This window comes from Planococcus lenghuensis (assembly GCF_001999905.1).
Taxonomy (GTDB): Bacteria; Bacillota; Bacilli; order Bacillales_A; family Planococcaceae; genus Indiicoccus; species Indiicoccus lenghuensis.
The window spans coordinates 2,962,905-2,986,626 of sequence record NZ_CP019640.1; the positions used below are offsets into that span (position 1 = coordinate 2,962,905).

General features: G+C 52.3%; 23 protein-coding genes. 2 read left to right on the forward strand and 21 right to left on the reverse strand.

All coding sequences use genetic code 11. The features are described 5' to 3' along the window. Positions 1-33: 33 nt before the first annotated feature. From B0X71_RS15030 to B0X71_RS15045, 4 genes are all read right to left on the reverse strand, one after another. Positions 34-1,326 carry a UDP-N-acetylglucosamine 1-carboxyvinyltransferase gene (locus tag B0X71_RS15030; RefSeq protein ID WP_077590183.1) on the reverse strand — a complete coding sequence of 431 codons (1,293 nt, stop codon included), beginning with the start codon at positions 1,324-1,326 and terminating at the stop codon, positions 34-36. 11 nt (positions 1,327-1,337) lie between these two features. After that, a complete protein-coding gene (fsa, locus tag B0X71_RS15035; protein ID WP_077590184.1) occupies positions 1,338-1,988 on the reverse strand; it encodes a fructose-6-phosphate aldolase in 651 nt (216 codons plus the stop codon). 87 nt (positions 1,989-2,075) lie between these two features. Next, positions 2,076-2,933 (reverse strand): class II fructose-bisphosphate aldolase, encoded by an 858-nt coding sequence (locus tag B0X71_RS15040; protein WP_077590185.1) that lies wholly within the window; start codon positions 2,931-2,933, stop codon positions 2,076-2,078. An 84-nt stretch (positions 2,934-3,017) separates the two neighbouring features. Beyond that, positions 3,018-3,377 carry a response regulator gene (locus B0X71_RS15045; protein ID WP_077590186.1) on the reverse strand — a complete coding sequence of 120 codons (360 nt, stop codon included), beginning with the start codon at positions 3,375-3,377 and terminating at the stop codon, positions 3,018-3,020. Between the two features lie 84 nt (positions 3,378-3,461). On the opposite strand from B0X71_RS15045, the gene B0X71_RS15050 reads away from it, so the two are divergent. After that, positions 3,462-3,947, forward strand: a complete 486-nt coding sequence (locus tag B0X71_RS15050; protein WP_077590187.1) for a DUF2529 family protein — start codon at positions 3,462-3,464, stop codon at positions 3,945-3,947. A gap of 790 nt (positions 3,948-4,737) precedes the next feature. Here B0X71_RS15050 and B0X71_RS15060 read toward each other — a convergent pair. The 3 genes from B0X71_RS15060 to B0X71_RS21270 form a co-directional block, all read right to left on the reverse strand. Then, entirely contained in the window at positions 4,738-6,339 is a 1,602-nt protein-coding gene (locus B0X71_RS15060) for a CTP synthase (RefSeq protein ID WP_077590189.1), read from the reverse strand. A gap of 149 nt (positions 6,340-6,488) precedes the next feature. After that, complete coding sequence (gene rpoE, locus B0X71_RS15065) at positions 6,489-7,088, reverse strand: DNA-directed RNA polymerase subunit delta (protein WP_077591028.1); 600 nt, start codon at positions 7,086-7,088, stop codon at positions 6,489-6,491. A gap of 62 nt (positions 7,089-7,150) precedes the next feature. Continuing rightward, on the reverse strand, positions 7,151-7,312 hold the full coding sequence (locus B0X71_RS21270) for a hypothetical protein (protein WP_198038627.1): 162 nt from the start codon (positions 7,310-7,312) through the stop codon (positions 7,151-7,153). A gap of 70 nt (positions 7,313-7,382) precedes the next feature. On the opposite strand from B0X71_RS21270, the gene B0X71_RS15070 reads away from it, so the two are divergent. Next, positions 7,383-7,754 carry a hypothetical protein gene (locus B0X71_RS15070; RefSeq protein ID WP_077590190.1) on the forward strand — a complete coding sequence of 124 codons (372 nt, stop codon included), beginning with the start codon at positions 7,383-7,385 and terminating at the stop codon, positions 7,752-7,754. Positions 7,755-7,797: 43 nt separating this feature from the next. Here B0X71_RS15070 and icmF read toward each other — a convergent pair whose 3' ends face one another. The 14 genes from icmF to B0X71_RS15140 all read right to left on the reverse strand — a co-directional run bounded on the left by icmF (position 7,798) and on the right by B0X71_RS15140 (position 23,722). Continuing rightward, entirely contained in the window at positions 7,798-11,061 is a 3,264-nt protein-coding gene (icmF, locus tag B0X71_RS15075) for a fused isobutyryl-CoA mutase/GTPase IcmF (protein ID WP_077590191.1), read from the reverse strand. Next, positions 11,058-11,708, reverse strand: a complete 651-nt coding sequence (locus B0X71_RS15080) for a TetR/AcrR family transcriptional regulator (protein WP_077590192.1) — start codon at positions 11,706-11,708, stop codon at positions 11,058-11,060. Before B0X71_RS15080 ends, icmF begins: the two co-directional genes overlap by 4 nt. 14 nt (positions 11,709-11,722) lie before the next feature. Further along, positions 11,723-12,853, reverse strand: a complete 1,131-nt coding sequence (locus tag B0X71_RS15085) for an acyl-CoA dehydrogenase (RefSeq protein ID WP_077590193.1) — start codon at positions 12,851-12,853, stop codon at positions 11,723-11,725. Positions 12,854-12,871: 18 nt separating this feature from the next. After that, positions 12,872-14,008 carry an acyl-CoA dehydrogenase gene (locus B0X71_RS15090; protein WP_077590194.1) on the reverse strand — a complete coding sequence of 379 codons (1,137 nt, stop codon included), beginning with the start codon at positions 14,006-14,008 and terminating at the stop codon, positions 12,872-12,874. 137 nt (positions 14,009-14,145) lie between these two features. After that, complete coding sequence (locus B0X71_RS15095) at positions 14,146-14,997, reverse strand: 3-hydroxybutyryl-CoA dehydrogenase (RefSeq protein ID WP_077590195.1); 852 nt, start codon at positions 14,995-14,997, stop codon at positions 14,146-14,148. Further along, on the reverse strand, positions 14,997-16,193 hold the full coding sequence (locus B0X71_RS15100) for an acetyl-CoA C-acetyltransferase (protein WP_077590196.1): 1,197 nt from the start codon (positions 16,191-16,193) through the stop codon (positions 14,997-14,999). Before B0X71_RS15100 ends, B0X71_RS15095 begins: the two co-directional genes overlap by 1 nt. A gap of 156 nt (positions 16,194-16,349) precedes the next feature. Next, on the reverse strand, positions 16,350-18,494 hold the full coding sequence (locus B0X71_RS15105) for a heterodisulfide reductase-related iron-sulfur binding cluster (RefSeq protein ID WP_077590197.1): 2,145 nt from the start codon (positions 18,492-18,494) through the stop codon (positions 16,350-16,352). Positions 18,495-18,860: 366 nt separating this feature from the next. Next, the gene (locus tag B0X71_RS15110; protein WP_077590198.1) at positions 18,861-19,544 is read right to left on the reverse strand and encodes a hypothetical protein; all 684 of its coding nucleotides are present in this window, start codon (positions 19,542-19,544) and stop codon (positions 18,861-18,863) included. Next, positions 19,529-20,017: an ECF transporter S component gene (locus B0X71_RS15115; RefSeq protein ID WP_077590199.1), complete on the reverse strand. Its 489-nt coding sequence runs from the start codon at positions 20,015-20,017 to the stop codon at positions 19,529-19,531. Before B0X71_RS15115 ends, B0X71_RS15110 begins: the two co-directional genes overlap by 16 nt. Then, complete coding sequence (locus B0X71_RS15120; RefSeq protein WP_077590200.1) at positions 20,014-20,604, reverse strand: cob(I)yrinic acid a,c-diamide adenosyltransferase; 591 nt, start codon at positions 20,602-20,604, stop codon at positions 20,014-20,016. Before B0X71_RS15120 ends, B0X71_RS15115 begins: the two co-directional genes overlap by 4 nt. Further along, positions 20,576-20,992 carry a bifunctional adenosylcobinamide kinase/adenosylcobinamide-phosphate guanylyltransferase gene (locus B0X71_RS15125; protein WP_077590201.1) on the reverse strand — a complete coding sequence of 139 codons (417 nt, stop codon included), beginning with the start codon at positions 20,990-20,992 and terminating at the stop codon, positions 20,576-20,578. Before B0X71_RS15125 ends, B0X71_RS15120 begins: the two co-directional genes overlap by 29 nt. Next, complete coding sequence (locus B0X71_RS15130; RefSeq protein ID WP_077590202.1) at positions 20,944-21,528, reverse strand: histidine phosphatase family protein; 585 nt, start codon at positions 21,526-21,528, stop codon at positions 20,944-20,946. Before B0X71_RS15130 ends, B0X71_RS15125 begins: the two co-directional genes overlap by 49 nt. After that, positions 21,501-22,268 carry an adenosylcobinamide-GDP ribazoletransferase gene (gene cobS, locus B0X71_RS15135; RefSeq protein WP_156889888.1) on the reverse strand — a complete coding sequence of 256 codons (768 nt, stop codon included), beginning with the start codon at positions 22,266-22,268 and terminating at the stop codon, positions 21,501-21,503. Before cobS ends, B0X71_RS15130 begins: the two co-directional genes overlap by 28 nt. Then, a complete protein-coding gene (locus B0X71_RS15140) occupies positions 22,268-23,722 on the reverse strand; it encodes a cobyric acid synthase (protein WP_077590204.1) in 1,455 nt (484 codons plus the stop codon). The genes cobS and B0X71_RS15140 overlap by 1 nt, the downstream gene beginning before the upstream one ends.

Sequence of the window (23,722 nt, forward strand, 5' to 3'; positions counted from 1 at the left end):
TAGCATATTCCCAGTGGCCGGGAAGCAGAATTTTCAGCCGTTTCTGCTGTTGAATTTCATGCCGGGCACCGGTTCCGCAGTCTCTTTCCGGATGTCGGCTCCAAGACCCTGAAGCTTATCGGTCAGGTTGGAATAACCGCGCTCCACATGGTAAATATCGCGAACTTCCGTTTCCCCTTCCGCAAGCAATCCGGCAATGACGAGTGCTGCGCCTGCGCGCAGATCACTGGCTTTCACGTTTGCCGCGTTGAGCGGCGTCGGTCCGAACAGGACAGCCATCTGGCCTTCCACCCGTCCTTCCGCGTTCATCCGGCGCAATTCATCAATGTGCTTAAAGCGCGCGGAGTAGACGGTGTCCGTAACAATCGAGGCACCTTCCGCCTGGGTCATCAACACGGAAAACGGCTGTTGCAGATCCGTCGGAAAACCTGGGTAGACAAGTGTCTTTACATCAACGGAACGAAGGGATTCGGCCCTTGGGATAAAGATCGACTCTTCGCCTTCTTCCACTTCGACACCCATCTCCCGTAATTTGGCGATCAGCGCTTCCAAATGAAACGGAATCACATTATCGATTTTGATGCCATCGCCAATGGCGGCTGCCATGATCATGAATGTGCCTGCTTCGATGCGGTCAGGAATGATCGTGTGACGGGTGCCGTGGAGTTCATCCACACCGTCGATCCGAATCACACTTGTGCCGGCTCCCTTGATTTTTGCGCCCATATTGGTCAAAAGCGTGGCAACGTCAATGATTTCCGGTTCTTTCGCCGCGTTTTCAATGACAGTCTGTCCTTTTGCCCGCACAGCTGCCAGCATGATATTAATGGTCGCACCGACACTTGCGACGTCCAGGTAAATCTTGGCGCCGCGAAGTTCGTCTGCCCGGAGATAGATGGCTCCGTGTTCATTGGTGACCGTTGCACCGAGTGCTTCAAAGCCCTTGATGTGCTGGTCGATCGGCCGCGGTCCAAGGAAACAGCCGCCGGGCATACCGATGACTGCATGTTTGAACCGGCCGAGCATCGCCCCCATCATATAATAGGAAGCGCGCAGTTTTTTTACGTTGCCGTTCGGCAGCGGCATATCTGTCATTTGAGAAGGATCGATTTCCATTGTGCCGTCCTTGAACGTGACTTGTCCGCCGATTTCTTCCAGAATACTTTTCAGCGTCCACACATCCGAAATTTCCGGCAGTCCGTCAATCTGTACAGGTGAACTCGCCAAAATCGAGGCGGGAATCAATGCAACTGCACTGTTCTTCGCGCCATTCACTTTAATGGTTCCGGAGAGGCGTTTCCCGCCCCGGATTTTGTATACATCCATTCTGATTCCCCTTACTCTGACTTCCGTTTTTCCCAATCGGCCAGGAATGCTTCGATTCCTTTGTCCGTCAGCGGGTGCTTGAACATCTGCTGCATGACTTTGATCGGCATTGTGCCGATATGGGCACCGTTCAGCGCCGCGTCTGTCACGTGCTGCGGATGGCGGATGGAAGCCGCGATGATTTCCGTGTCAATGTTATGCACAATAAAGATTTGAGCGATTTGATCAATCAGATCCATGCCGTTATGGCCGATATCATCCAGACGTCCGAGGAACGGCGAAACGAATGTCGCCCCTGCACGCGCAGCAAGCAATGCCTGGTTGACAGAGAAAATGAGTGTTACATTCGTTTTGATGCCTTCAGATGTAAGAACGGCACAGGCTTTCAGACCTTCCGGTGTCATCGGGAGTTTTACAACGATATTCGGTGCAATCGCCGCCAGTTCCCGGCCTTCTTTCAGCATGCCTTCCGCATCAAGCGAAATGACTTCTCCGCTGATCGGGCCGTCGACGAGGTCTGCAATTTCTTTCAGGCGGTCATGGAACGATACGTTTTTCTCTTTCGCCACGAGTGACGGGTTTGTTGTGACCCCTGAGAGGATCCCCCATGAATGCGCTTCTTTAATTTCATCAAAATTGGCTGTATCAATAAAAAATTTCATTTGTATACCCCTCCTGTAATATTGTAAAAGAGAGAAGATACCTGCTGGCCCTTCTCTCTTCTATTCCATTTATGTTAATGAATACAATTATGCTTTTTGCGAGCTGCCGAAATCGCGCATTTTGCCTTTGACGGTTTCTTTGATCGCTTCGCGGGCAGGCCCGAGATATTTGCGCGGATCATAGACGTCCTGGTCTTTATTCAGCGCATCACGGATTGCCTCCGTGGCTGCAATCTGGCTCTCTGTATTGACGTTGATCTTTGAAGTGCCAAGGGAAATTGCACGCTGTACATCCTTCACCGGAATGCCGGTTCCACCATGCAGAACAAGCGGTACGTCCGACTGCTTCGAAATGATTTCCATTTCTTCAAAACCGAGATTCGGTTCCCCTTTATATGGACCATGAACAGAACCGAGTGCCGGTGCGAGACAGTCAATGCCTGTCTGTTCGACGAGCTGGCGGCATTCTTCCGGATCGGCATAAATAACGCCATCAGCGATCACATCATCTTCCTGGCCGCCGACAACGCCCAGTTCCGCTTCAACTGAAACGCCGCGTGCATGCGCATACTCCACTACTTTTTTCGTGACTTCGATGTTTTCTTCGACAGGATGATGCGATGCATCGATCATGACAGATGTAAATCCTGCATCGATCGCTTCCTTGCATTTCTCGAAGCTTGAACCATGATCAAGGTGAATCGCAACAGGAACGGTGATCTTATAGTCTTCCATCAGACCTTTCACCATCTGAACGACCGTATAGAATCCGCCCATATAGCGGGCAGCGCCTTCTGACACGCCACAGATCAGCGGAGAGTTTTCTTCCTGAGCAGCCTGCAGAATCCCTTGCGTGAATTCCAGGTTGTTCAGATTGAATTGGCCGACGGCATAACCTTCCTGTTTTCCTTTGATCATCATATCTTTCATTGACACTAACGGCATTATTGTATCCTCCTAAAAAATCTATCGCATAATTCCTTTCCTATCATACCAAAAAGCATGGCGGTTGACCACCAGCCAGCCACCTCAAGGATTCAGGAGCTGGATAACGGCATCCCGGACTTCGAATATATCGAACGGCTTTGTGAAATAGCGGACGGCCCCGAGCGATACAGATTCTTCGATCAGGTCGAGTTCACCGTATGCAGTCATCATCATAATGGGCAGGTCCGGCTTTTCAGCTTTCAGCCGTTTCAGGATTTCGATTCCGTTCATCCCCGGTATCTTCATATCAAGCAGCACGGCATCCGGTGCTGTCTCATCTGTCTTGCGGAGCGCTTCGATGCCGTTCGACGCAAGCACTGTATGATAACCTTCTTTTTTGAACACTTCAGCAAGCAGCAGCCGGATGCCCGGCTGATCATCAACAATCAAAATGGTTTTCATTTCCGGAGCCCCCTTTTGTTCCCATTGTACCTGTTTTTGATTCACTCCGCCTTTCTGGTATACTCTTGCGGTGAGGTGATCCCAATGAAAATACTGACAACCCAGCTGACCGGCTTATTCCAGCGCATCGGCAAGCAGGAAGAAGCGATAGAAGATACAGCGCGCGTGCTCGCACAGGCAGCCATCGGCGAAGGCATCATTTACCTGGCGGCATTCGGTGAAATGGAAGCCGTAGCAGCAACGGCGCTGGACGGGGCAGAACCGCTCCCGTCCGCCGCACGCTGGCAGCCCGGAACCGAACTGGCAAGCGCCGACCGGGTATGGATCCTGGCCCGGAACGATGAAGGGGCGGCGCTGGCGCAGGACCTCGCCGGCCAGTTCATCCCATTCGCTTATTTAAGTGCAGAAACATACGACAACCCGGATGCGGATGCGTTTCTGTCTCTTGGCATCGACAAAGGCCTTCTGCCGGATGATTCCGGTGGCCGGACCGTCGTACCCCATGCGCTCGCTGCCCTCTTCGTTTATCATGCGGTGAAAATGGACATCGACGAAATGCTGGGAGAGTAGAAAAGCGGAGTGAGCTGTGAAAGACTCGACAGGCATAAGGCGACGCACAGAGGAAATCCCGATTTCCGGCGTGCGGTGACTTATGACCCCGAGAGTCTGAGCGCGGAAACTGGACAAAGGAAAAGCGGAGTGAGCCGTGAAAGACCGATAGCGGATTGGAACGGCCGACCCGGAAACCTGTTTCCGGCGGAGGGCGTGAAATCAGCGTACGGTCTGGCGAATGAGCTAGACAATGAGAAAAGTTGAGGCGCTCGTTTTGAGGAGCGCAACCTAAGAGCGCGACATCCTGTCGCAACGGTTGCATGACCCGCTTCCCGCGGGCCTTCGACAGGCATAAGGCGACGCACAGAGGAAATCCCGATTTCCGGCGTGCGGTGACTTATGACCCCGAGAGTCTGAGCGCGGAAACTGGACAACGAGAAAAGTGGAGGTTCCTTGAAAGCCCCGACAAGCGCTGGAGAGCCTGCAAGCGATGGCGTTCTTTGCCATCGCCGGCAAGTTCGAAGCGACTCGAGGGGCTAGGTACCGGAGACTGGACAAAGGAAAAGCGGAGTGAGCCGGACTGAGGAACGCAACCTAAAAGCACGACATCCTGTCGTAACGGTTGCATGACCCACATTCTGTGGGCCTCCAACAGCGGATTGGAACGGCCGACCCGGAAACCTGTTTCCGGCGGAGGGCGTGAAATCAGCGTACGGTCTGGCGAATGAGCTAGACAAAGAAAAGCGCAGGTACCTTTGTAAAAAAGCTCCCCGATCACAAATTGTGATCGGGGAGCTTTTGACTGTTCTTATGCTTCTTCACCGAGCGATGCCCGGATGAATTCACGGAACAGCGGCTGCGGACGAGTTGGCCGCGACACGAATTCCGGATGGAACTGCGAAGCGACGAACCATGGATGATCCGGCAGCTCGATCACTTCGACAAGCCGGCCGTCCGGGCTCGTGCCTGAAAAGATGAAGCCGGCTGTTTCGAATTCTTCACGGAATTCATTATTGAATTCATAACGGTGACGGTGACGCTCGTAAACGAGTTCCTCGCCGTACGCTTCAAACGCCTTTGAATCTTTCTGGAGCTTAGCGGGATAAAGGCCGAGACGGAGTGTGCCGCCGAGATCTTCGACATCTTTCTGCTCCGGCAGCAAGTCGATGACCGGATAAGCTGTTTCCGCATTCAATTCTGAGGAGTGCGCAGCATTCAACTTCATCACATTGCGGGCAAATTCAACAGAAGCCAGCTGCATGCCGAGACAAATGCCAAAGAACGGAATTTTGTTTTCCCGTACATGACGGATTGCCGTGATCTTTCCTTCGATGCCGCGGTCGCCGAAACCGCCCGGCACCAGGACACCATCACAGCCCGCAAGCAAGTCGGCTACGTTATCATCATTAACGTGCTCCGCGTTGACCCATTCCACTTCGACTTCTGCATCAAAAGCGAATCCGGCATGCTTCAGTGATTCCACAACGGAAATATAGGCATCCTGCAGCTCCACATATTTGCCGACGAGTGCGATGCGGACCTTCTTTTTCAGTGACTTCACGCGGTCGATGAGCGCTTTCCACTCTTCCATATCCGCTTCCGGTGCGTCGATGCCCAAGTGATCGAGAACGATCTGATCCATGTTCTGTGCCTGCAGGTGAAGCGGGATTTCGTACAATGTTTCCGCGTCGCGCGCTTCAATGACTTCATCTGCCCGGATATCACAGAACAGAGCAATTTTATCTTTCATTTCCTGCGGTACCGGCTGTTCTGTCCGCACCACGATGAGGTTCGGCTGGATGCCGAGCGAACGCAGTTCTTTTACGCTGTGCTGCGTTGGTTTCGTTTTCAGTTCTCCCGCAGCCCGAATATACGGAATCAGTGTACAGTGAATGTACATGACATCATCGCGGCCGAAATCCGACCGCATCTGGCGGATCGCTTCAAGGAATGGAAGGGATTCAATATCACCGACCGTGCCGCCGATTTCCGTGATGACGACATCCGCGTGGGCTTCTTTGCCAGCCCGTACGAGCCGTTCCTTGATTTCATTTGTAATATGCGGAATCACCTGCACGGTGCCGCCAAGGTAATCGCCGCGCCGCTCTTTCCGAAGGACAGTCGAATACACTTTCCCTGTCGTTACGTTCGAGTATTTATTCAGATTGATATCGATAAACCGCTCATAATGGCCGAGATCAAGATCCGTTTCCGCGCCATCGCCTGTCACGAAAACTTCACCGTGCTGATACGGGCTCATGGTACCCGGGTCCACGTTGATATAGGGATCAAATTTCTGGATCGTTACGTTCAGTCCCCGATTTTTCAGCAGGCGGCCAAGCGATGCGGCCGTAATCCCTTTTCCGAGTGATGAAACGACACCGCCAGTCACGAAAATGTACTTTGTCACACTTTTTCCTCCTCAAAATAAAAAAAATAAATGCGCTCCGCCTGCAGCTGCAGGGGGAGCGCATTAACTGTATCCTTCGTTTCTCCTTTTTAAGGAGCCCAATAAAATCTTATCCGGTCAGCGGCAGGAAGTCAAGACGAAATGACCTGTTACTTCTGTTCCTCGTCCTCGTCTTCGCTGTCGTCTTCATCTGCATCGTCAAAATCTTCATCTTCAACGACGAGACCTTCAATTTCATCAACTTCCTCGTCATCGTCATCATCAAAGTCCAGGACTTCGACGTCTGCGACAGCATCCGGATCGTCAGCAGTTACAGCAGGTGTGACATCATCGTCATCATCGTCATCGTCATCGTCGTCGTCCACGTCATCAAAGTCGTCGAAGCCTTCCAGTTCGTCCTCATCGATTTCCAACTCTTCGTCTTCCTCTTCAACAACCTTTTTCGCTTTCTTCTTACGCGTTTTCACAGTCGGTGCAGATTCTTCTTCAATCTGTTCAACCGGATACCATTCCCGGATTCCCCAGCGGTTTTCCCCAAGAATAAGAAAGCGACCGTCGATGTTCAGGTCCGTATAGAATTGGACGAGCCGCGCTTTCAGTTCTTCCGGCGGCAGGCCCTGCAGCGTTGAAATTTCCGCTACCAGTTCCTGATATGTCATGGTTTCACGCCGCTCCTCGAGCACCGCAAACGCCAGATCGATCAGCGCTTCTTCCTGCATTTCTTCTTTCGTCATTTCACGTATATTCAAAACTTGCACTTCCCTTCTCCTCGCATTAACTCATTCATTATATACAAACCGGACCAGCTCTGCTACCGTGATTTCTTTTTAGCCCGGTTCAGTAATTTCCAGCCTGCGTAAAATAAATAGATGGACAATAACAAAAATGGAATGGCGCCGAATTGCTCATTATACAATAAAACAACCAAGATGATGCAAATAACGGGTATTAAATAAAAAATTGCCTTTCGCACGCGACGCCCTCCTTGCCAATGTATTCAGTATACCCAAAAACGGCTGGTATATCGACTGAGTTATAACGGAATGACAGTGGCTGGCGGGTTACTTGCGAAATGCGGGCGTTTACTTGCGCATTCCACCTCGGCACTTGCGAATCTGCCGGGTTTATTTGCGAATTCGGTTTTACTCGCGAAACGTGTGCGGTTACTTGCGAATTCCACTTCGACACTTGCGAATTCGCTGGGCTTACTTGCGAAACCCGGTTTACTTGCGAAACGTACGCGGTTACTTGCGAATTCGCTGGGCTTACTTGCGAAACCCGGTTTACTTGCGAAACCCGATTTGCTTGCGAAACGTACGCATTTACTTGCGCATTCCACCTCGGCACTTGCAAATCTGCCGGGTTTATTTGCGAAACCCGATTTACTCGCGAAACACGTACCATTTATAACATGAAACAGCCGGTCGTGATGACCGGCTGTTTCGTTTTACTGCCTGATTACATGTTTCTACGGTATTGTCCGCCGACTTCGTACAATGCCGTGGTGATCTGACCGAGACTCGCGTATTTCACAGTGTCCATGAGTTCCTCGAAGATGTTGCCGCCGGTTTTGGCGACTTCTTTCAGCCGGTTGAGCGCTTCTCCCGTCTTATCTTCATGGCGCTCCTGGAATCCGCGAAGATTATTGATCTGCGTTTCTTTCTCGTCTTTCCCTGCCCGTGCGATCTGCATGGAGTTGATCTCGTCTTCCGATGTCGGATTCGGGTTGATGTACGTGTTGACTCCGATGATCGGCAGTTCGCCGGTGTGCTTTTTCATTTCGTAGTACATGGATTCTTCCTGAATCTTGCCGCGCTGGTACTGGGTTTCCATTGCACCCAATACGCCACCGCGGTCGTTGATGCGGTCGAATTCCTGCAGCACTGCTTCTTCGACGAGTTCCGTCAGCTCTTCCACCACGAACGAACCTTGGAGCGGGTTTTCGTTTTTCGACAGGCCGTGCTCTTTCGTGATGATCATCTGGATCGCCATCGCCCGGCGGACGGATTCTTCCGTCGGCGTCGTGATCGCTTCATCGTATGCGTTTGTATGCAATGAATTACAATTATCCTGCAGCGCCATCAGCGCCTGCAGCGTTGTGCGGATATCGTTGAAGTCGATTTCCTGTGCGTGCAGGGAACGGCCCGACGTCTGCACGTGATACTTCAGCTTCTGGCTGCGTTCATTTGCGCCGTATTTGTCACGCATCGTAACGGCCCAGATGCGACGCGCCACACGACCGATGACGGTATATTCCGGATCGAGGCCATTCGAGAAGAAGAACGACAGATTCGGAGCAAAATCATCGATGTGCATACCGCGGCTTAAATAGTATTCGACATATGTGAAACCGTTCGACAGTGTGAACGCGAGCTGGGAAATCGGGTTCGCGCCCGCTTCGGCGATATGGTAGCCCGAAATCGACACCGAGTAATAATTGCGCACTTTGTGATCGATGAAGTATTGCTGAATGTCGCCCATCATACGCAGCGCGAATTCCGTCGAGAAGATGCACGTGTTCTGCCCCTGATCTTCTTTCAGGATGTCCGCTTGAACCGTACCGCGCACGACTTGGAGCGTCGCTTCGCGCACTTCCGTGAATTCGTCCATGTTCAGCATGCGGCCAAGTTCTTCTTCGCGTTTTTTGACTTGCTGATCGATCGCCGTGTTCATGAACATCGCGAGGATGATCGGCGCCGGCCCGTTGATCGTCATCGAGACGGATGTGGTCGGTGAACATAAATCGAAACCGGCATACAGTTTCTTCATGTCTTCAAGCGTACAGATCGATACGCCTGACTCGCCGACTTTTCCGTAAATATCCGGCCGGTGATCCGGATCTTCGCCGTACAGGGTCACTGAATCGAACGCCGTCGACAGCCGTTTTGCATCATCGTCTTTCGACAGGTAATGGAAACGGCGGTTCGTCCGCTCCGGTGTGCCTTCGCCTGCAAACTGGCGTTTCGGATCTTCCCCCGCCCGTTTGAACGGGAATACGCCGGCTGTGTAAGGGAATGAACCCGGTACGTTTTCCGCGTAAACCCAGCGCAGGATTTCACCGTAATCCTTGAATTTCGGCAGCACAACCCGCGGAATCTTCAAGCCGGACAGGCTTTCTGTCCGGAGGATCGTCCGGATTTCTTTGTCGCGCACTGTTGTGACAAATTCATCTCCGGTATAGGCTTCCTTCAGCTTTGCCCAATTATCGAGGATCCGTTTCGATTCGGCGGTCAGTTCATCACGAATACCTTCTGCCAAAGATTCGAGTGACGCCACAAGCGCCTCATCCGGATTCTTTTTCTCCACTTCATCGATTGCGCCTTCTAGCTGGAACAGCCGGCGGGCGAAATCCGCCTGCTCTTCCGACTTGGCATGATAACCGCGGACCGTATCGGTGATTTCACGCAAATAATGCCGGCGGTCATTCGGGATGATGACGTTCTGCTTTTGGGTTTTCACGAACTGCTCGTAGCTCGTTTCCCAGTCGGTCCCCAGTTTTTCATTGAGTTCCCCGACGAGTGCCGCAAACAATGAGTTCGTGCCTTTATCGTTGAACTGGCTCGCAATCGTGCCGTATACCGGCATCGCATCGAGTTCCTGATCCCATAACAGATGAGAACGCTGATACTGCTTCTGCACTTGGCGCAACGCATCTTCCGAGCCTTTGCGCTCGAATTTATTAATGACAATCAAATCCGCATAATCGATCATGTCGATTTTCTCGAGCTGGGACGGTGCCCCGAACTCGCTTGTCATGACGTACATTGACACATCGGCGATTTCGGCGATATCCGCATCGCCCTGCCCGATGCCGCTCGTCTCGACGATGATCATATCGTAGCCGGCTGCTTTGACGACATCAAGCACATCATTGATCGCTCCCGACAGCTCCGATTTCGAACCGCGTGTTGCGAGCGAACGCATGAACACGCGTTTATTGAAAATCGCGTTCATCCGGATCCGGTCGCCAAGCAGCGCGCCGCCCGTTTTCTGCTTCGTCGGGTCGACCGACAGAATGGCCACCCGCTTGTCCGGGAATTCGGACAGGAAGCGGCGGATCAATTCATCAGTTAATGAACTTTTCCCGGCGCCGCCTGTTCCGGTGATTCCGAGGACCGGTGTGTTTTTTGACTGCGCACGCGCTTCTTCAAGCAGTTTTTTCGTGTCGCCGCCTTTTGTATGCGCTTCTTCCGCCGCTGTGATGAGCGGCGCCAGTTTTTCCGGCGTTTCCGCGGATACGCCGTCCAGTGTCAGTTCCGTCTTATCCGCTGTTGAGAAATCGCATTTTTGCACCATGTCATCGATCATGCCCTGCAGGCCTTTCGTACGCCCGTCTTCCGGCGAATAAATGCCTGTGATGCCGTAATCGTGCAATTCCTTGATTTCGCGCGGCAGGATAACACCGCCGCCTCCGCCGAAAATCTTGATATGCGGCGCGCCTTTTTCCTGCAGCAAGTCGTGCATATACTTGAAATATTCCACATGGCCGCCTTGGTAAGAGGAAATGGCGATGCCTTGAACGTCCTCCTGAATGGCCGCATTCACGACTTCTTCCACGGATCGGTTATGGCCGAGGTGAATAACTTCGACGCCGCTGCCCTGTAAAATCCGGCGCATGATGTTGATCGACGCGTCATGGCCGTCGAACAGGCTTGAAGCTGTCACGAAGCGGATATGGTTCGTCGGCTTATACGTTTCTTGCTTTTTTGCCGCTGTTGTCATCGGGATTCTCCTTTCACGTACTGATCTGCTTTCGTGATTCCGTTGAAGAGCAATTCCGTCTGGGTATCGATAAATTGTTCAATCGTATAGTCTCCGTGCAAAGCCCAGCGCCGGAACGCCCACATCTGGCCCTGCACCACTAAATGATGAGCTGCCAGTTTCACTTCTTTCGCCGAGAGTGTCAATTCACCGCTCCGCACACTTTCTTCCAGCAGCCGTTCAAAAATCGCCACCATTTCCACTTCTTTATCGAGCACATATTTCAGCGCATCTTTCGGCAATGATTTCGACTCCTGGTACATGACGACAAATTCATCCTGCATGTCGTCGATCAGCAAATAATAATTGCGGATCGCCGTTTTCAGTGCCTGTGCCGAGGGGGCGCCGTGTGTCAGTGAATCAAGACGGGCATGCACCTCATCGTAAATGGCATCACAGACGAGAAACAGCACATCTTCTTTCGTGCGGATGTACTCGTACAGCGTGCCGATCGAAAAGCCGGCTGCTTTTGCAATTTCCCGCGTCGTCGTGCGGTGGAACCCTTTTTCCTTGAACAGCATGACCGCGCCGCTGATCATCTGGGTACGCCGTTTTTCAATGAGTGTTTCGTCTTTTACGGACGATTGGATTTCCCGCTTTTCAGCCATACCTCCACCTCCGGTTACTTCGTCAGCATCCGTGAAATGACAAGGCGCTGGATTTCCTGGGTGCCTTCATAAATCTGGGTGATTTTTGCATCGCGCATATAACGCTCCACCGGATAATCTTTCGTATAGCCATACCCGCCGAATACCTGGACCGCTTCTACCGTGACATCCATCGCCGTGTCGCCGGCCATCAATTTCGCCATGGCGGATGCTTTCGCGTACGGCAAATCATTCGATTCGAGCCATGCCGCCTGATATGTCAGGAGGCGGGAAGCTTCGATGGACGTGGCCATATCCGCGAGTTTGAACGATACGCCTTGGTTCGCTGCAATCGGCTTGCCGAATTGCTCGCGCTCTTTCGCGTAGCCGACCGCCGCGTCGAGTGCGCCTTGAGCGATGCCGACTGCCTGTGCTGCGATGCCGTTGCGTCCGCCATCGAGTGTCTGCATGGCAATTTTGAAGCCTTTGCCCAGTTCGCCGAGCACGTTCTCTTTCGGCACGCGGCAATTATCGAAAATGATTTCTGTTGTCGGGCTCGAGCGGATGCCGAGTTTCTTTTCTTTCTTGCCGACCGAGAAGCCTTCAAATTCTTTTTCAATGATGAATGCCGTCGGTTTGCTTTCCTCTTCCGTAATCGCGAAGACGATGTAGATATCAGCGATGCCGCCGTTTGTAATGAAGATTTTCGAACCGTTCAGGATGTAATCATCACCATCGCGTTTCGCGTTCGTTTTCATGCCGCCCGCATCCGATCCGGAAGCCGGTTCCGTCAGGCCATATGCCCCGATTTTTTTGCCTTCCGCCATCGGACGGAGGTATTTCTGTTTCTGTTCTTCATTGCCGAATTTATAAATCGGCCAGCCGGCCAGCGATGTGTGTGCGGATAATGTAACGCCTGTCGAGGCACAGACACGTGACAATTCTTCCACCGCGATGCAGTAAGCGAGGAAATCCATGCCGCTTCCGCCGTACTCTTCCGGCCATGGAATCCCGGTCAGGCCGAGTTCCGCCATTTTATCGAAAATATCACGGTCAAAGCGTTCTTCTTCATCGCGCTCTTCTGCAGTCGGCGCCACTTCGTTCTGCGCAAAATCACGCACCATTTTACGGATCATTTCATGTTCTTCAGACAGTTGAAAATTCATTATTAGGTTCCCTCCCGGTCATTTGAGCAGCTGTTTGGATACGACAAGCCGCTGGATTTCACTTGTGCCTTCATAAATCTCTGTGATTTTTGCGTCGCGGAACAGCCGCTCCACAGGATATTCTTCCGTATAGCCGTAGCCGCCGAACACTTGGACGGCGTCGATCGCCACTTTTGTTGCCGCGCGTGAGGCGAACAGTTTCGCCATCGACGCTTCTTTATTGCAGATTTTTCCGCGGCCGTACAGATCTGCAACCTGGTAAACGAGGAGCCGGGCCGCTTCCACATCGGTCGCCATATCGGCAAGTTTGAAGCCGATGCCTTGGTTCGCCGCAATCGGTTTGCCGAATTGTTCCCGTTCTTTTGCATACGCCACCGCGTATTCCAGTGCCGCTTCCGCGATGCCGAGCGCCTGGGCCGCAATGCCGATCCGCCCGCAATTGAGGTTGGCCATTGCCACTGTAAAGCCTTCGCCTTCATTGCCAAGCAAATTCTCTCTCGGCACGCGCAAATCTTCAAGCGTCAGCTGCACCGTCCGGGAACCGTGAAGTCCCAGTTTTCGTTCATCTTTTCCGATGATCAGTCCCGGAAAATCCTTTTCAACAATAAACGCCGAGATGCCACGGGAGCCTTTTTCGGGATCCGTTGACGCGAACAAAATGTAGACATCCGCCTCACCGCCATTTGTAATGAAGACTTTGGAACCGTTGATGACGTACTCATCGCCTTTGAAGACCGCACGCGATTTCAGGCTTCCGGCATCGGATCCGGCGGACGGTTCCGTCAGGGCAAAAGCACCGAGGTGCTCACCGGATGCGAGACGCGGCACGTATTTCTGAATCTGTTCATCCGTTCCGAAATTGAGGATCGGCGTCGTTCCGACGGATGTATGAACAGACAGGATAACACCGACCGTCGCACTCGCTTTTGACAATTCATGGATCGCCGTGATATAGCTCGTGAAGTCCATTTCCGATCCGCCGTATTTCTCCGGGACGATGATTCCCATCAGTCCGAGTTCCCCCATTTTGTTTAAAATGTTGCGCGGGAACTCTCCTGCTTCCATCCGTGGAATGAACGGCTCGATTTCTTTTTTTGCAAAATCGCGGACCATGTCGCGCATCATGCGCTGTTCATCTGTAAAACGCAACTCCATGAAGGATTGCCTCCTAAAATGGTTCGAATTGGTCGTGCTTGAATGGCTGAACGCGGATTAGGCACCTCTGAACGCGGATTAGGCACCTCTGAACGCGGATTAGACCTGCCTGAACGCGGATTCCCGTTCACCTGCCATCAGCTATAGTCGTAGAACCCTCTTCCGGTTTTCTTGCCGAGCCAGCCGGCTGCGACGTATTTCCGGAGAAGCGGGCTCGGGCGGTATTTGCTGTCGCCAAAGCCTTCGTACAGGATTTCCATAATGTAGAGACAGGTATCCAAGCCGATGAAATCCGCTAACGTAAGCGGGCCCATCGGATGATTCATGCCGAGTTTCATGACGCTGTCGATCGCTTCTTTCGAGGCGACGCCTTCCTGCAGCGTGAAAATCGCTTCGTTGATCATCGGCATAAGAATCCGGTTGGAGACGAAGCCCGGGAAGTCCTGCACTTCGACCGGCGTCTTGCCGAGTTTCGTTGTCATGTCTTCAACTGCTGTGTACACTTCATCCGTCGTGGCAAGCCCGCGGATAATTTCGACAAGCTGCATGACCGGGACCGGATTCATGAAATGCATGCCGATCACCCGTTCCGGCCGGTTCGTCGCCGCTGCGATTTCCGTAATCGGCAGCGAAGATGTATTCGTTGCGAGAATGGCATGTTCGGGTGCCGCCGCATCCAGTGTTTTGAAGATGGAATGTTTAACGTCCATGTTTTCGACTGCCGCTTCAATGACGATGTCTGCGTTTTTCGCATCGTTTAAATCGAGCGATTTGGTGATGCGGCCGAGAATCCCTTCTTTCTCTTCTTCCGTTTTGCGCCCTTTTTCTACATCGCGGGATAAGTTTTTCGTGATGCCTTGAATGCCGCGGTTATAGGCTTCTTCTTTCATATCGTTCAATGTCACATTAAAGCCGGCTTGCGCGCAAACCTGAGCGATACCGGATCCCATCTGGCCTGCTCCGATGACCATTACGTTTTCAATTGTCATTACTGAGCCCCCTGTTTCGGTACTTCAATCATGATGGCATCACCTTGTCCGCCGCCTGAGCAGATGGATGCGATGCCGATGCCGCCGCCGCGGCGCTTCAGCTCATAAGCAAGTGTCAGCACGATGCGCGCGCCGCTTGCGCCGATCGGATGTCCGAGTGCGACGGATCCTCCATTGACGTTCACTTTTTCCGCGTCAAGATCGGCGATTTTCGAACTGGCGAGTGCAACTGCCGCGAATGCTTCATTGATTTCAAATAAATCGATGTCTTCAAGCGTCTTGCCGGTTTTCTCCAGTAATTTATTGATGACAAGACCCGGGGTTTCCGGGAATCGGTTCGGTTCAACTGCCACTTCAGCGTGTCCGAGCACATAAGCGAGCGGGGTCTTTCCGTCCCGTTTTGCGCGTTCTTCACTCATGAGGACGAATGCAGCGGCGCCATCATTGACGCCCGGTGCGTTGCCCGCAGTGATTGTGCCGTCTTTCCCGAATGCCGGCCGCAGTTTTGCAAGCGACTCGACGGAGGTGTCGGCACGCGGCGCTTCATCCGTATCCACTGTAATCGGATCACCTTTGCGCTGCGGGATGTCGATCGGCGCAATTTCCTCAGCCAGCAGTTCACGGGAGTTGACGGCGCGGTCATGGGAACGGTATGACCAACTGTCCTGCTCTTCCCGCGACAGGCCGAATTTTTCGGCAGTTTCGTTCCCGTAGGTGCCCATATGGACGCGCTCCGGACTGAATGAACAGCTGAGTCCGTCATACACCATGCCATCCACCACTTCGGCATTGCCCATGCGCAGGCCCCAGCGCGCTTTCGGTAAATAATACGGCGCATTGGACATCGATTCCATGCCGCCTGCGACGATCACTTCTTCGTCACCGAGACGAATGAGCTGATCGCCAAGCGTAACGGAGCGCATACCGGACGCGCAGACTTTATTGATCGTTTCTGTTTTCACGTCAAATGGGATGCCGGCTTTGTCAGCTGCCTGGCGGGATGGAATCTGCCCCTGCCCCGCCTGCAATACGTTCCCCATGATAACTTCATCGACTTCTTCGGGTTTGACACCGGCCCGCTCGAGCGCTGCCTTGATTGCGTATCCACCAAGATCGCTTGCAGTTAAAGAACTTAAGTTTCCTCCGAATTTGCCGAAAGCGGTGCGGGCTCCATCCAAAATTACGGTTTTTGGCATGTTAATTCTCCTCCTCCTAATGTAAACGCATACAAAAAAGCTCAAAAAATAGTGACTGAACGCTCGCTCGGAATAATGGCAGAAAAAAAGGGAGCTGATCCACTCCCTTTTTCTGATTACTCTTATTGTACCGAATCACTTCAACTTCGGCAATGGTTATTGAACGACCGGCTCTTCTTCCGGTGCAGTCGGTGCAGTCGGTTCACCGATGACAGCCCGTTCCAGAATTTCCGCAACGTCATAAGTGCCGACCATTTCTTCAACTTCCTTCGCTTTTGTGCCGTCTGACAGCATGGTCAGGCAGTATGGGCAACCGGAAGAAATCATGCTCGGGCTGACAGCCAATGCCTGCTCCGTCCGCGCTACATTCACGCGATTCCCTACATCTTCCTCCATCCACATCAGCCCGCCGCCGGCTCCGCAGCACATGGCGTCCTGACGGTTACGGACCATTTCAACGAGTTCCACGCCTTCAATCGCACGGAGAATTTCCCGCGGTGCGTCATAGACGCCGTTGTAACGGCCGAGGTAGCAGGAATCATGGAATGTGATTTTTTCATCAACCCGGAATTTCGGTTTCAGACGGCCTTCCTGCACGAGGTCGAACAGCATTTCCGTATGGTGGAATACTTCCGCTTCGAATCCGAAATCCGGATATTCATTTTTAAAGATATTGTAGGCGTGCGGATCGATTGTGACGATCTTCTTCACATCGTTCTTTTCAAATTCCTTGATATTTTCCGTCGCCAGTTCCTGGAATAAAAACTCGTTTCCGAGACGGCGTGGTGTATCACCGGAATTCTTTTCTTTATTGCCGAGAATCGCGAATTTCACGCCAGCTTCGTTCATCAGGTTAGCGAATGACAGCGCAATTTTCTGCGAACGGCTGTCGAATGCGCCCATTGATCCGACCCAGAAGAGGTACTCGAAGTCTTCACCGGCTTTTTTCAGTTCTTTCACCGTCGGGATTGAGATATCCGGACGCTCATCGCGCCAGTTTTCTTTCTCTTTCCGGTTCAGTCCCCATGGATTGCCTTGCTTTTCGATGTTTGTCATCGCGCGTTGTGCATCTTTATCCATGCGGCCTTCTGTCATAACAAGATAACGGCGGAGATCGATGATTTTATCGACATGCTCGTTCATAACCGGGCACTGGTCTTCACAGTTCCGGCACGTTGTGCACGCCCAGATTTCTTCTTCCGTGATAACATCGCCGATCAGGGACGGGTTGTAGATGTCATCGATGACGGCACCTTCAGCACCGGCGGCCAGCGCCAGCTGATTGCCCTGTGTATTACCGAATAAAAACGCAGGCACCCACGGCTTTTGTTTCGTCTGTACAGCGCCGGTATTCGTCAGGTTATCCCGCAGCTTCACGATGAGATCCATCGGTGACAGCATTTTCCCTGTTCCGGTTGCCGGACACATATTCGTACAGCGGCCACATTCAACACAGGCATAGAAGTCGATCATTTGCGCCTGGTTAAAGTCGGTCACTTTTCCGACGCCGAATGTCGGCATTTCGTCAGACTCGTCGTCTTCCAAGTCCTCAAAATTGAGCGGCTTAAGACGTCCGACATGATCCAGCCGGTGGAAATACGTGTTGACCGGTCCGAAAATGAGGTGTGCGTGTTTCGACTGCGGCACGTACACAAGGAACGCGAGCAGGAACAGCAAGTGTACCCACCAGGCAATATAGAACACAGTAATCGCGAACGTTTCCCCTGCCCAGCCAAATAATGTAGCGACAATTGAAGCAATCGGCTCCGTCCAGCCAGTCGGATGATCCAGCCATACAAGCGACATGCCATTTCCGACCAGTACAGAAACCATGAGACCGCCGATAAAGATGAGCACAAGACCTGATTTCCATGTGCGCTTCAGACGGACAAGTTTCTCAATGTAGCGGCGGTAGAATGCCCAGACGACAGCAACAAGAATTACGAATGTCACGATTTCCTGGAACAGCGTGAACGCCGGATACAGCGGGCCGAACGGCAGATGCGTACCCGGATTAAGGCCTTTGATAATGAAATCAATCGCTCCGAACTGCACGAGCAGGAAGCCATAGAAGAACATGACATGAATCGATCCGCTCTTCTTATCCTTCAGCAATTTTTTCTGGCCGAACACGTTGACCATGATTTTACGCATACGTTCCCGAACGTTCTCTTCAAACTCGGCTTTCTTGCCGAGCTTTATGAAATCGCGACGCGTTTTGAGCACGTAAAGAAACAGATAAATTCCGTAAGCGGTTACAGAGAGAAATAAAATCCAGTTAGCAATGAGCAGCGGCTCCATCGCGTTGCCTCCTTCAAAGGTTTGAAATTTCCTGAAAGCTTTCAACAAGTTTACAAGAAAGCTTTACAGATGTCGATAACTACTTCTAGTTTAAAACTGAATGAGCATTCAGTCAATGGTAAAGTTGAAAGAGTTGCCTGACTTTTCTTCATAGGAGTTTTGTACAAGTCAGCAGTTGATTTTCAGAAAGGGTTAAGACTGTTTCTTAGAAGGGGATAATTGTTACTTGCAAAGCTATAAATACTTGTGAAATTCCTATGGTTACTTGCGAATCCCCCCTTCTTTATTTGCAATAAAAGCACTTGTCCCGGCAAACTCGCAATAACATAAAAAGACCAACCACAGGGGCTGGTCTCAGATTGGTGTTTATTCATAAAAAACGAGCGGGACGACCGCTGTGCCCAAATGCTGCTGGAGTTCTTTAACATCCTGCAACACTGAGCCGACAAGCACGCATGTTGCCGGACCGCCGGACGCGTCCACATCAAGCGTTCCGGCTAAAACAGTGCCGCTGCGCCCTGTCAGTTGCTGTGCTTCATGAGCAACGCCTTTTGATCCAACCGGCCATATCCGAGTGATCGCATTCTCATTAAATGCATTTCGAATCTTGCCGAGATCCGCCATCAGCCCGGTCTTAGTCAGGACATCTTCCCCGACAAGCGGCACCCCATAGACGTACCAATGCAAATCAGCCCAACCAGGAAGCTGTGTGTGCTGCCGGCCGAACATTACCACTCCGATGCCGGACTGCATCGTCGTCATATTCGTTTCGGAACTTCCTGAAATTGGAGGCGTCACTGTTTGCGCCTCACTAAACAGTTCGTCAAGACCGGCCATATACCGGAGCCAGTGAGTTTTTCCGCTGAAATTTTGCATGATCACTGCTTCCGGTTCGCTTCCAGCCGCCCATTGTTCGAGCAATGCGACCCGGGCCGCCAGTTTTGCAACCAGTTTATCCGGTGCCCGCACCACATCTTGCGGCTTGTTTCCAATGCCTGCTGAATTATCAGCTGTAATGATCCATTCCGAGGCGTTCAATGCATGCCGCATGTCTTATCCCTCGATTTCCTATTCAATAAAACCGGCAGCACCAACCCGGCAGCCAGTGCATTTCCCGCTGCTGCAAGCAGCAGGCCCGGTACAGCGGCAAAGAAAAAGGCGGGTGACAGCAGAAAATAGAATGGCACAGCGGCAATAATCCCGTTACCTAACACAAAAAACAGCCATTTCAAACCGGGGATTCCAATCTCATTCAGTTTGGCGAAACCGAAAACAACTATGAACATTTCCGCTGCGATCAGGAAATGGAACGGTCCGAGCGGCATTCCGCCATAGAGAGCTGACAGCAAATGTCCGCCTGCGCCGACAATCCCGGCAACCGGTGCCGACAGAAACAGTACGGCAACCAGCGCCGGAAAGGAGTCAAAGGCGATGGATGAGGGTCCGACTGGCAGCTTCAGCATCCCGCCGACCGCCGACAGGCTCATGAACATCGCTGCTGCCGTCAATGTCCGGATGTTCATTCTTCCGCTTTTTTAGCGCGTCCATTGTTCTTGAACACTTTTGCACTTCTTACATATTCATTATCCGGAATGCCGGCCCTGGAATTGATGACCCGGGCCGCTGCGAATAAATAATCCGATAGCCGGTTCAAATAGCGCTGAACTACGGCGGGAACGTTTTCATCCGCTTTCATCAGCGTTACGGTCTGCCGTTCAGCACGCCGGGTCACCGTCCGTGCAATATGCAGCGTCGCAGCAGCCGGCGCACCGCCCGGCAGGATGAAGCGTTCCAGTAAAGGCGGTTCTTCCATCAGCTCATCGATTCGTTTTTCCAGCACTTCCACCGGCTCATCCGTCATTTTATATTTCGGCGACTTTCGTACATCAGCCAAATCGCCGCCGCAGTCAAATAACTCGTTCTGAATGTTTTCCAGGTCCTCAAGCAGGTCTGCGTACCGCGCTTCGTCAAGTTCAGTCATAGCTTTTCCGATAAAGGAATTCACTTCGTCAATGGTTCCGTATGCTTCGATGCGCGGTGCATCCTTGTCTGCCCGGGCACCGATCAAACTAGTCTGCCCCTTATCTCCTGTTTTTGTATAAATCTTCAAGTGGTTCATCCCCTTTCAAAATTTGTGGAATACCGTACCAAATACGGGTAACGCCGGCTGCTTGGCTGAATAACCGCTGGTAGAGCCGGCCTGTCGCATCCCGCATTTTCCGTTCAAGCGGATCGATCGGCACAATTCCGCGATGAAGATCGGTGAGAATCCAGATTTGATTGTCCTGCACCGCTTTCAGCGCATCCCTTGCCACTGCGTTTTCCGTCGAACCGGCTTCCAGTTGCTGTTTTATCCATTGTTCCACGCCCGCTATCACGGGCAGCCCATCAGCCTTATCGGGCAGCTTTCCCTCATACCAGCTGTACCGGCATCCTGTAAGCTGCCGTTTCACATACTCCCGCTTGCCGTTATAGGCGCCGCCGAATATGATATGCATCGCGCTCCCTCCTCACATTCCTTCCGGCTGTTCCATGTAAGTGTATAACAAATACCATGCCGGGCGGGCTGTTCCCAAAAAGATCCGCCATTTCCCTGCTTGAGCAGCAGACGGATCGGACCGCCGTGGGTGATCACAATGTGTTCTTTGCCATGCGGCAATGCACGAACGGCGCGATTGACGCGTTCCGCTACATCCGATAAGCGTTCACCGCCTGGAGGAGCGACTTCATTTGGATCATTCAGCCAGCGCTGATACGTTTCATCATATTCGAGCTGCGCATAGGTTTTTCCTTCCCAGGAGCCGAAATAGCATTCCCGCCAATCCGGATTCACACGGTACTGCGCTGCCGGAAACAGCTGGTCCGCCGTCTGTCGGCAGCGCTGCAGATCGCTGCCCCATATCTCTTGAACTGTGAAATCAGGCAGCGCCTGGAATGGCACTACCGCTTCATCGGTCCAGCCAATGTATTTTTTTGCTTTATTGCCGGCCGTCGGTGCATGCCGGATTAATTTAAGAATAAAAGCACTGTCCATAGCAGCAATTCCGTCCCTTCAATATATGCCCCGAATAAATCACCGGTTACGCCGCCAAAATGGCGGCTGCACCAGCGCCGGTACCATAATAATGACACCAGCAGAATGCTGCTGAGTATAAGTAACGGCAATGCATAATTCAGCAGTGCACCTGCCGCAATGACGATCAATAAGTACAGTGTCGCCAGGAACTGGAGCAGTCGCCGGTTTGCGTGCTGCATGAAAAAAGCGGCCAGGCCGGTGTTCTTCGTGCTGGCGGTTCCGCTGAACAACAGCAGCAGACCGATCCGTGAAAGAACCGGAACAGCCGCTACCGCCAAAAGCGGCACATCAGGAATAATTTCCGCAATGATCACCAGTTTCCCGAGAAGCGCGAATATCAGCGTCAATGTGCCGAACGCACCGATTCTCGGGTCTTCTAAAATGGCCAGCCGCTTTTCCTGCTCCTGATAAGAAAAGAAGGCATCGCCTGTATCCGCAAGCCCATCCAGATGCAGCCCGCCGGTTAAGACAGCGCTTAACAGAACCAGCAAAAAGGCTACAAACAAACCGCTGAACTGCATTGTTTCCGTGAAAAGAAAAACTGCAAGAACCAACGTACCGCCCATACCGGCACCGAGAACCGGCAACGCGGCGTACATCCCCGTAATACTTTTCCGGTCCATCGGCAGCTGCCGGTTCACCGGAATGGACGAGAAAAACTGAATGGCCAGCGCCATGCCGATAACCCACTGCCGCATCAGCTTTCCTCCTCCATCATCTGACTGACCGCCTGCCAGTCAATATGCGATTTTACGTGTTCTGCCCACAAATCGTAGCGGTCGACCGGATCCACTGCAGGCGGCTCGGATAATCCTTTTCGTTTCCGGATCGGCGCAAGAAATGCCCGCCGGCAGTCCGGCCGGTCAAATAAACCATGCAAATGCGTGCCGATGATACCCTCGCGCCAATAACCTTCTGCCGCACCGTCATATATGATGAACGGCGCTTCTGTCTTCGAGGATACTCCTGTATGGATTTCGTACCCTTCAACGTCCACTAGTCCTGTTGGAAACAACGCCTTGCCGCTCCGTCTTTTCACATACTTGTCAGCTGAAAAACGGGTTTCCATTCCAGGAATGAGTCCGAATCCCGCTTCATCGGCTGCCGGCAGTCCATCAAACCCTTCCGGATCCTTCAGGCTGGCACCCATCATCTGGAAACCGCCGCATAGACCAATTATCAAGGTATCCGGTGACAGATCTTTCAGCATCGCTGCAAGTCCCTGTTGTTTCCAGTGCCTCAGATCCGCGATCGTGCTTTTCGTCCCTGGCAGCACAAGCACATCCGGTTTGCCGATTTCACGAGTGGTGCGGACCCATCTGACCGCAACATCCGGTTCCTGCAGCAGCGGCTCGAGATCGGTGAAATTCGACAGATACGGATGGTGCAAAACGGCCAGATCTATCGGGCGCGATTCCGAAGAAGACCGGACCGAACTGACACCGAGCGAATCTTCCTGTTCGATGCCGTGATCCGGCGAATACGGAATAACGCCCAGCACAGGGATACCCGTATAGGATTCCAGAAACGCCACACCATCTTCAAACAAGCGGATATCCCCCCGGAATTTATTGATCAGCAGACCTTTGACGCGTTCGGGATTTGGCATGAGGGCAAGCGTACCGACAATGGATGCGAATACACCGCCCCGTTCAATGTCAGCGACCAGGATAACTGACACATCCGCCCGCTCGGCAACTGACATGTTCACGAGTTCCCGATCATTCAGATTCACTTCCGCCGGGCTTCCGGCTCCTTCGATGACGATATGACTGTAGGTCTGACCGAGCGCTTGAAGCGCCCGGTCGATCGCCGTCAGCCCTTCTTCGTAAAAATCCGTCCGGTACGCCATGCCATCCATCGCCTGCCGCTTTTTACCGAACAGGATGACTTGGGAGCGCATATCGCTTTCCGGTTTTAAAAGAATCGGATTCATATTAACCGTGGCCACCGTTCGGGCTGCTTCTGCCTGTACGCCCTGCGCCCGGCCGATTTCTTCACCGAGCACTGTCACGTACGAGTTATTTGACATGTTCTGTGATTTGAATGGCGCCACCTGTTTTCCTTCATCAGACAGAATCCGGCATAACGCCGTGCAGATCATGCTCTTGCCGACGTCAGATGAAGTGCCTTGAATCATAATCCCTTTCAC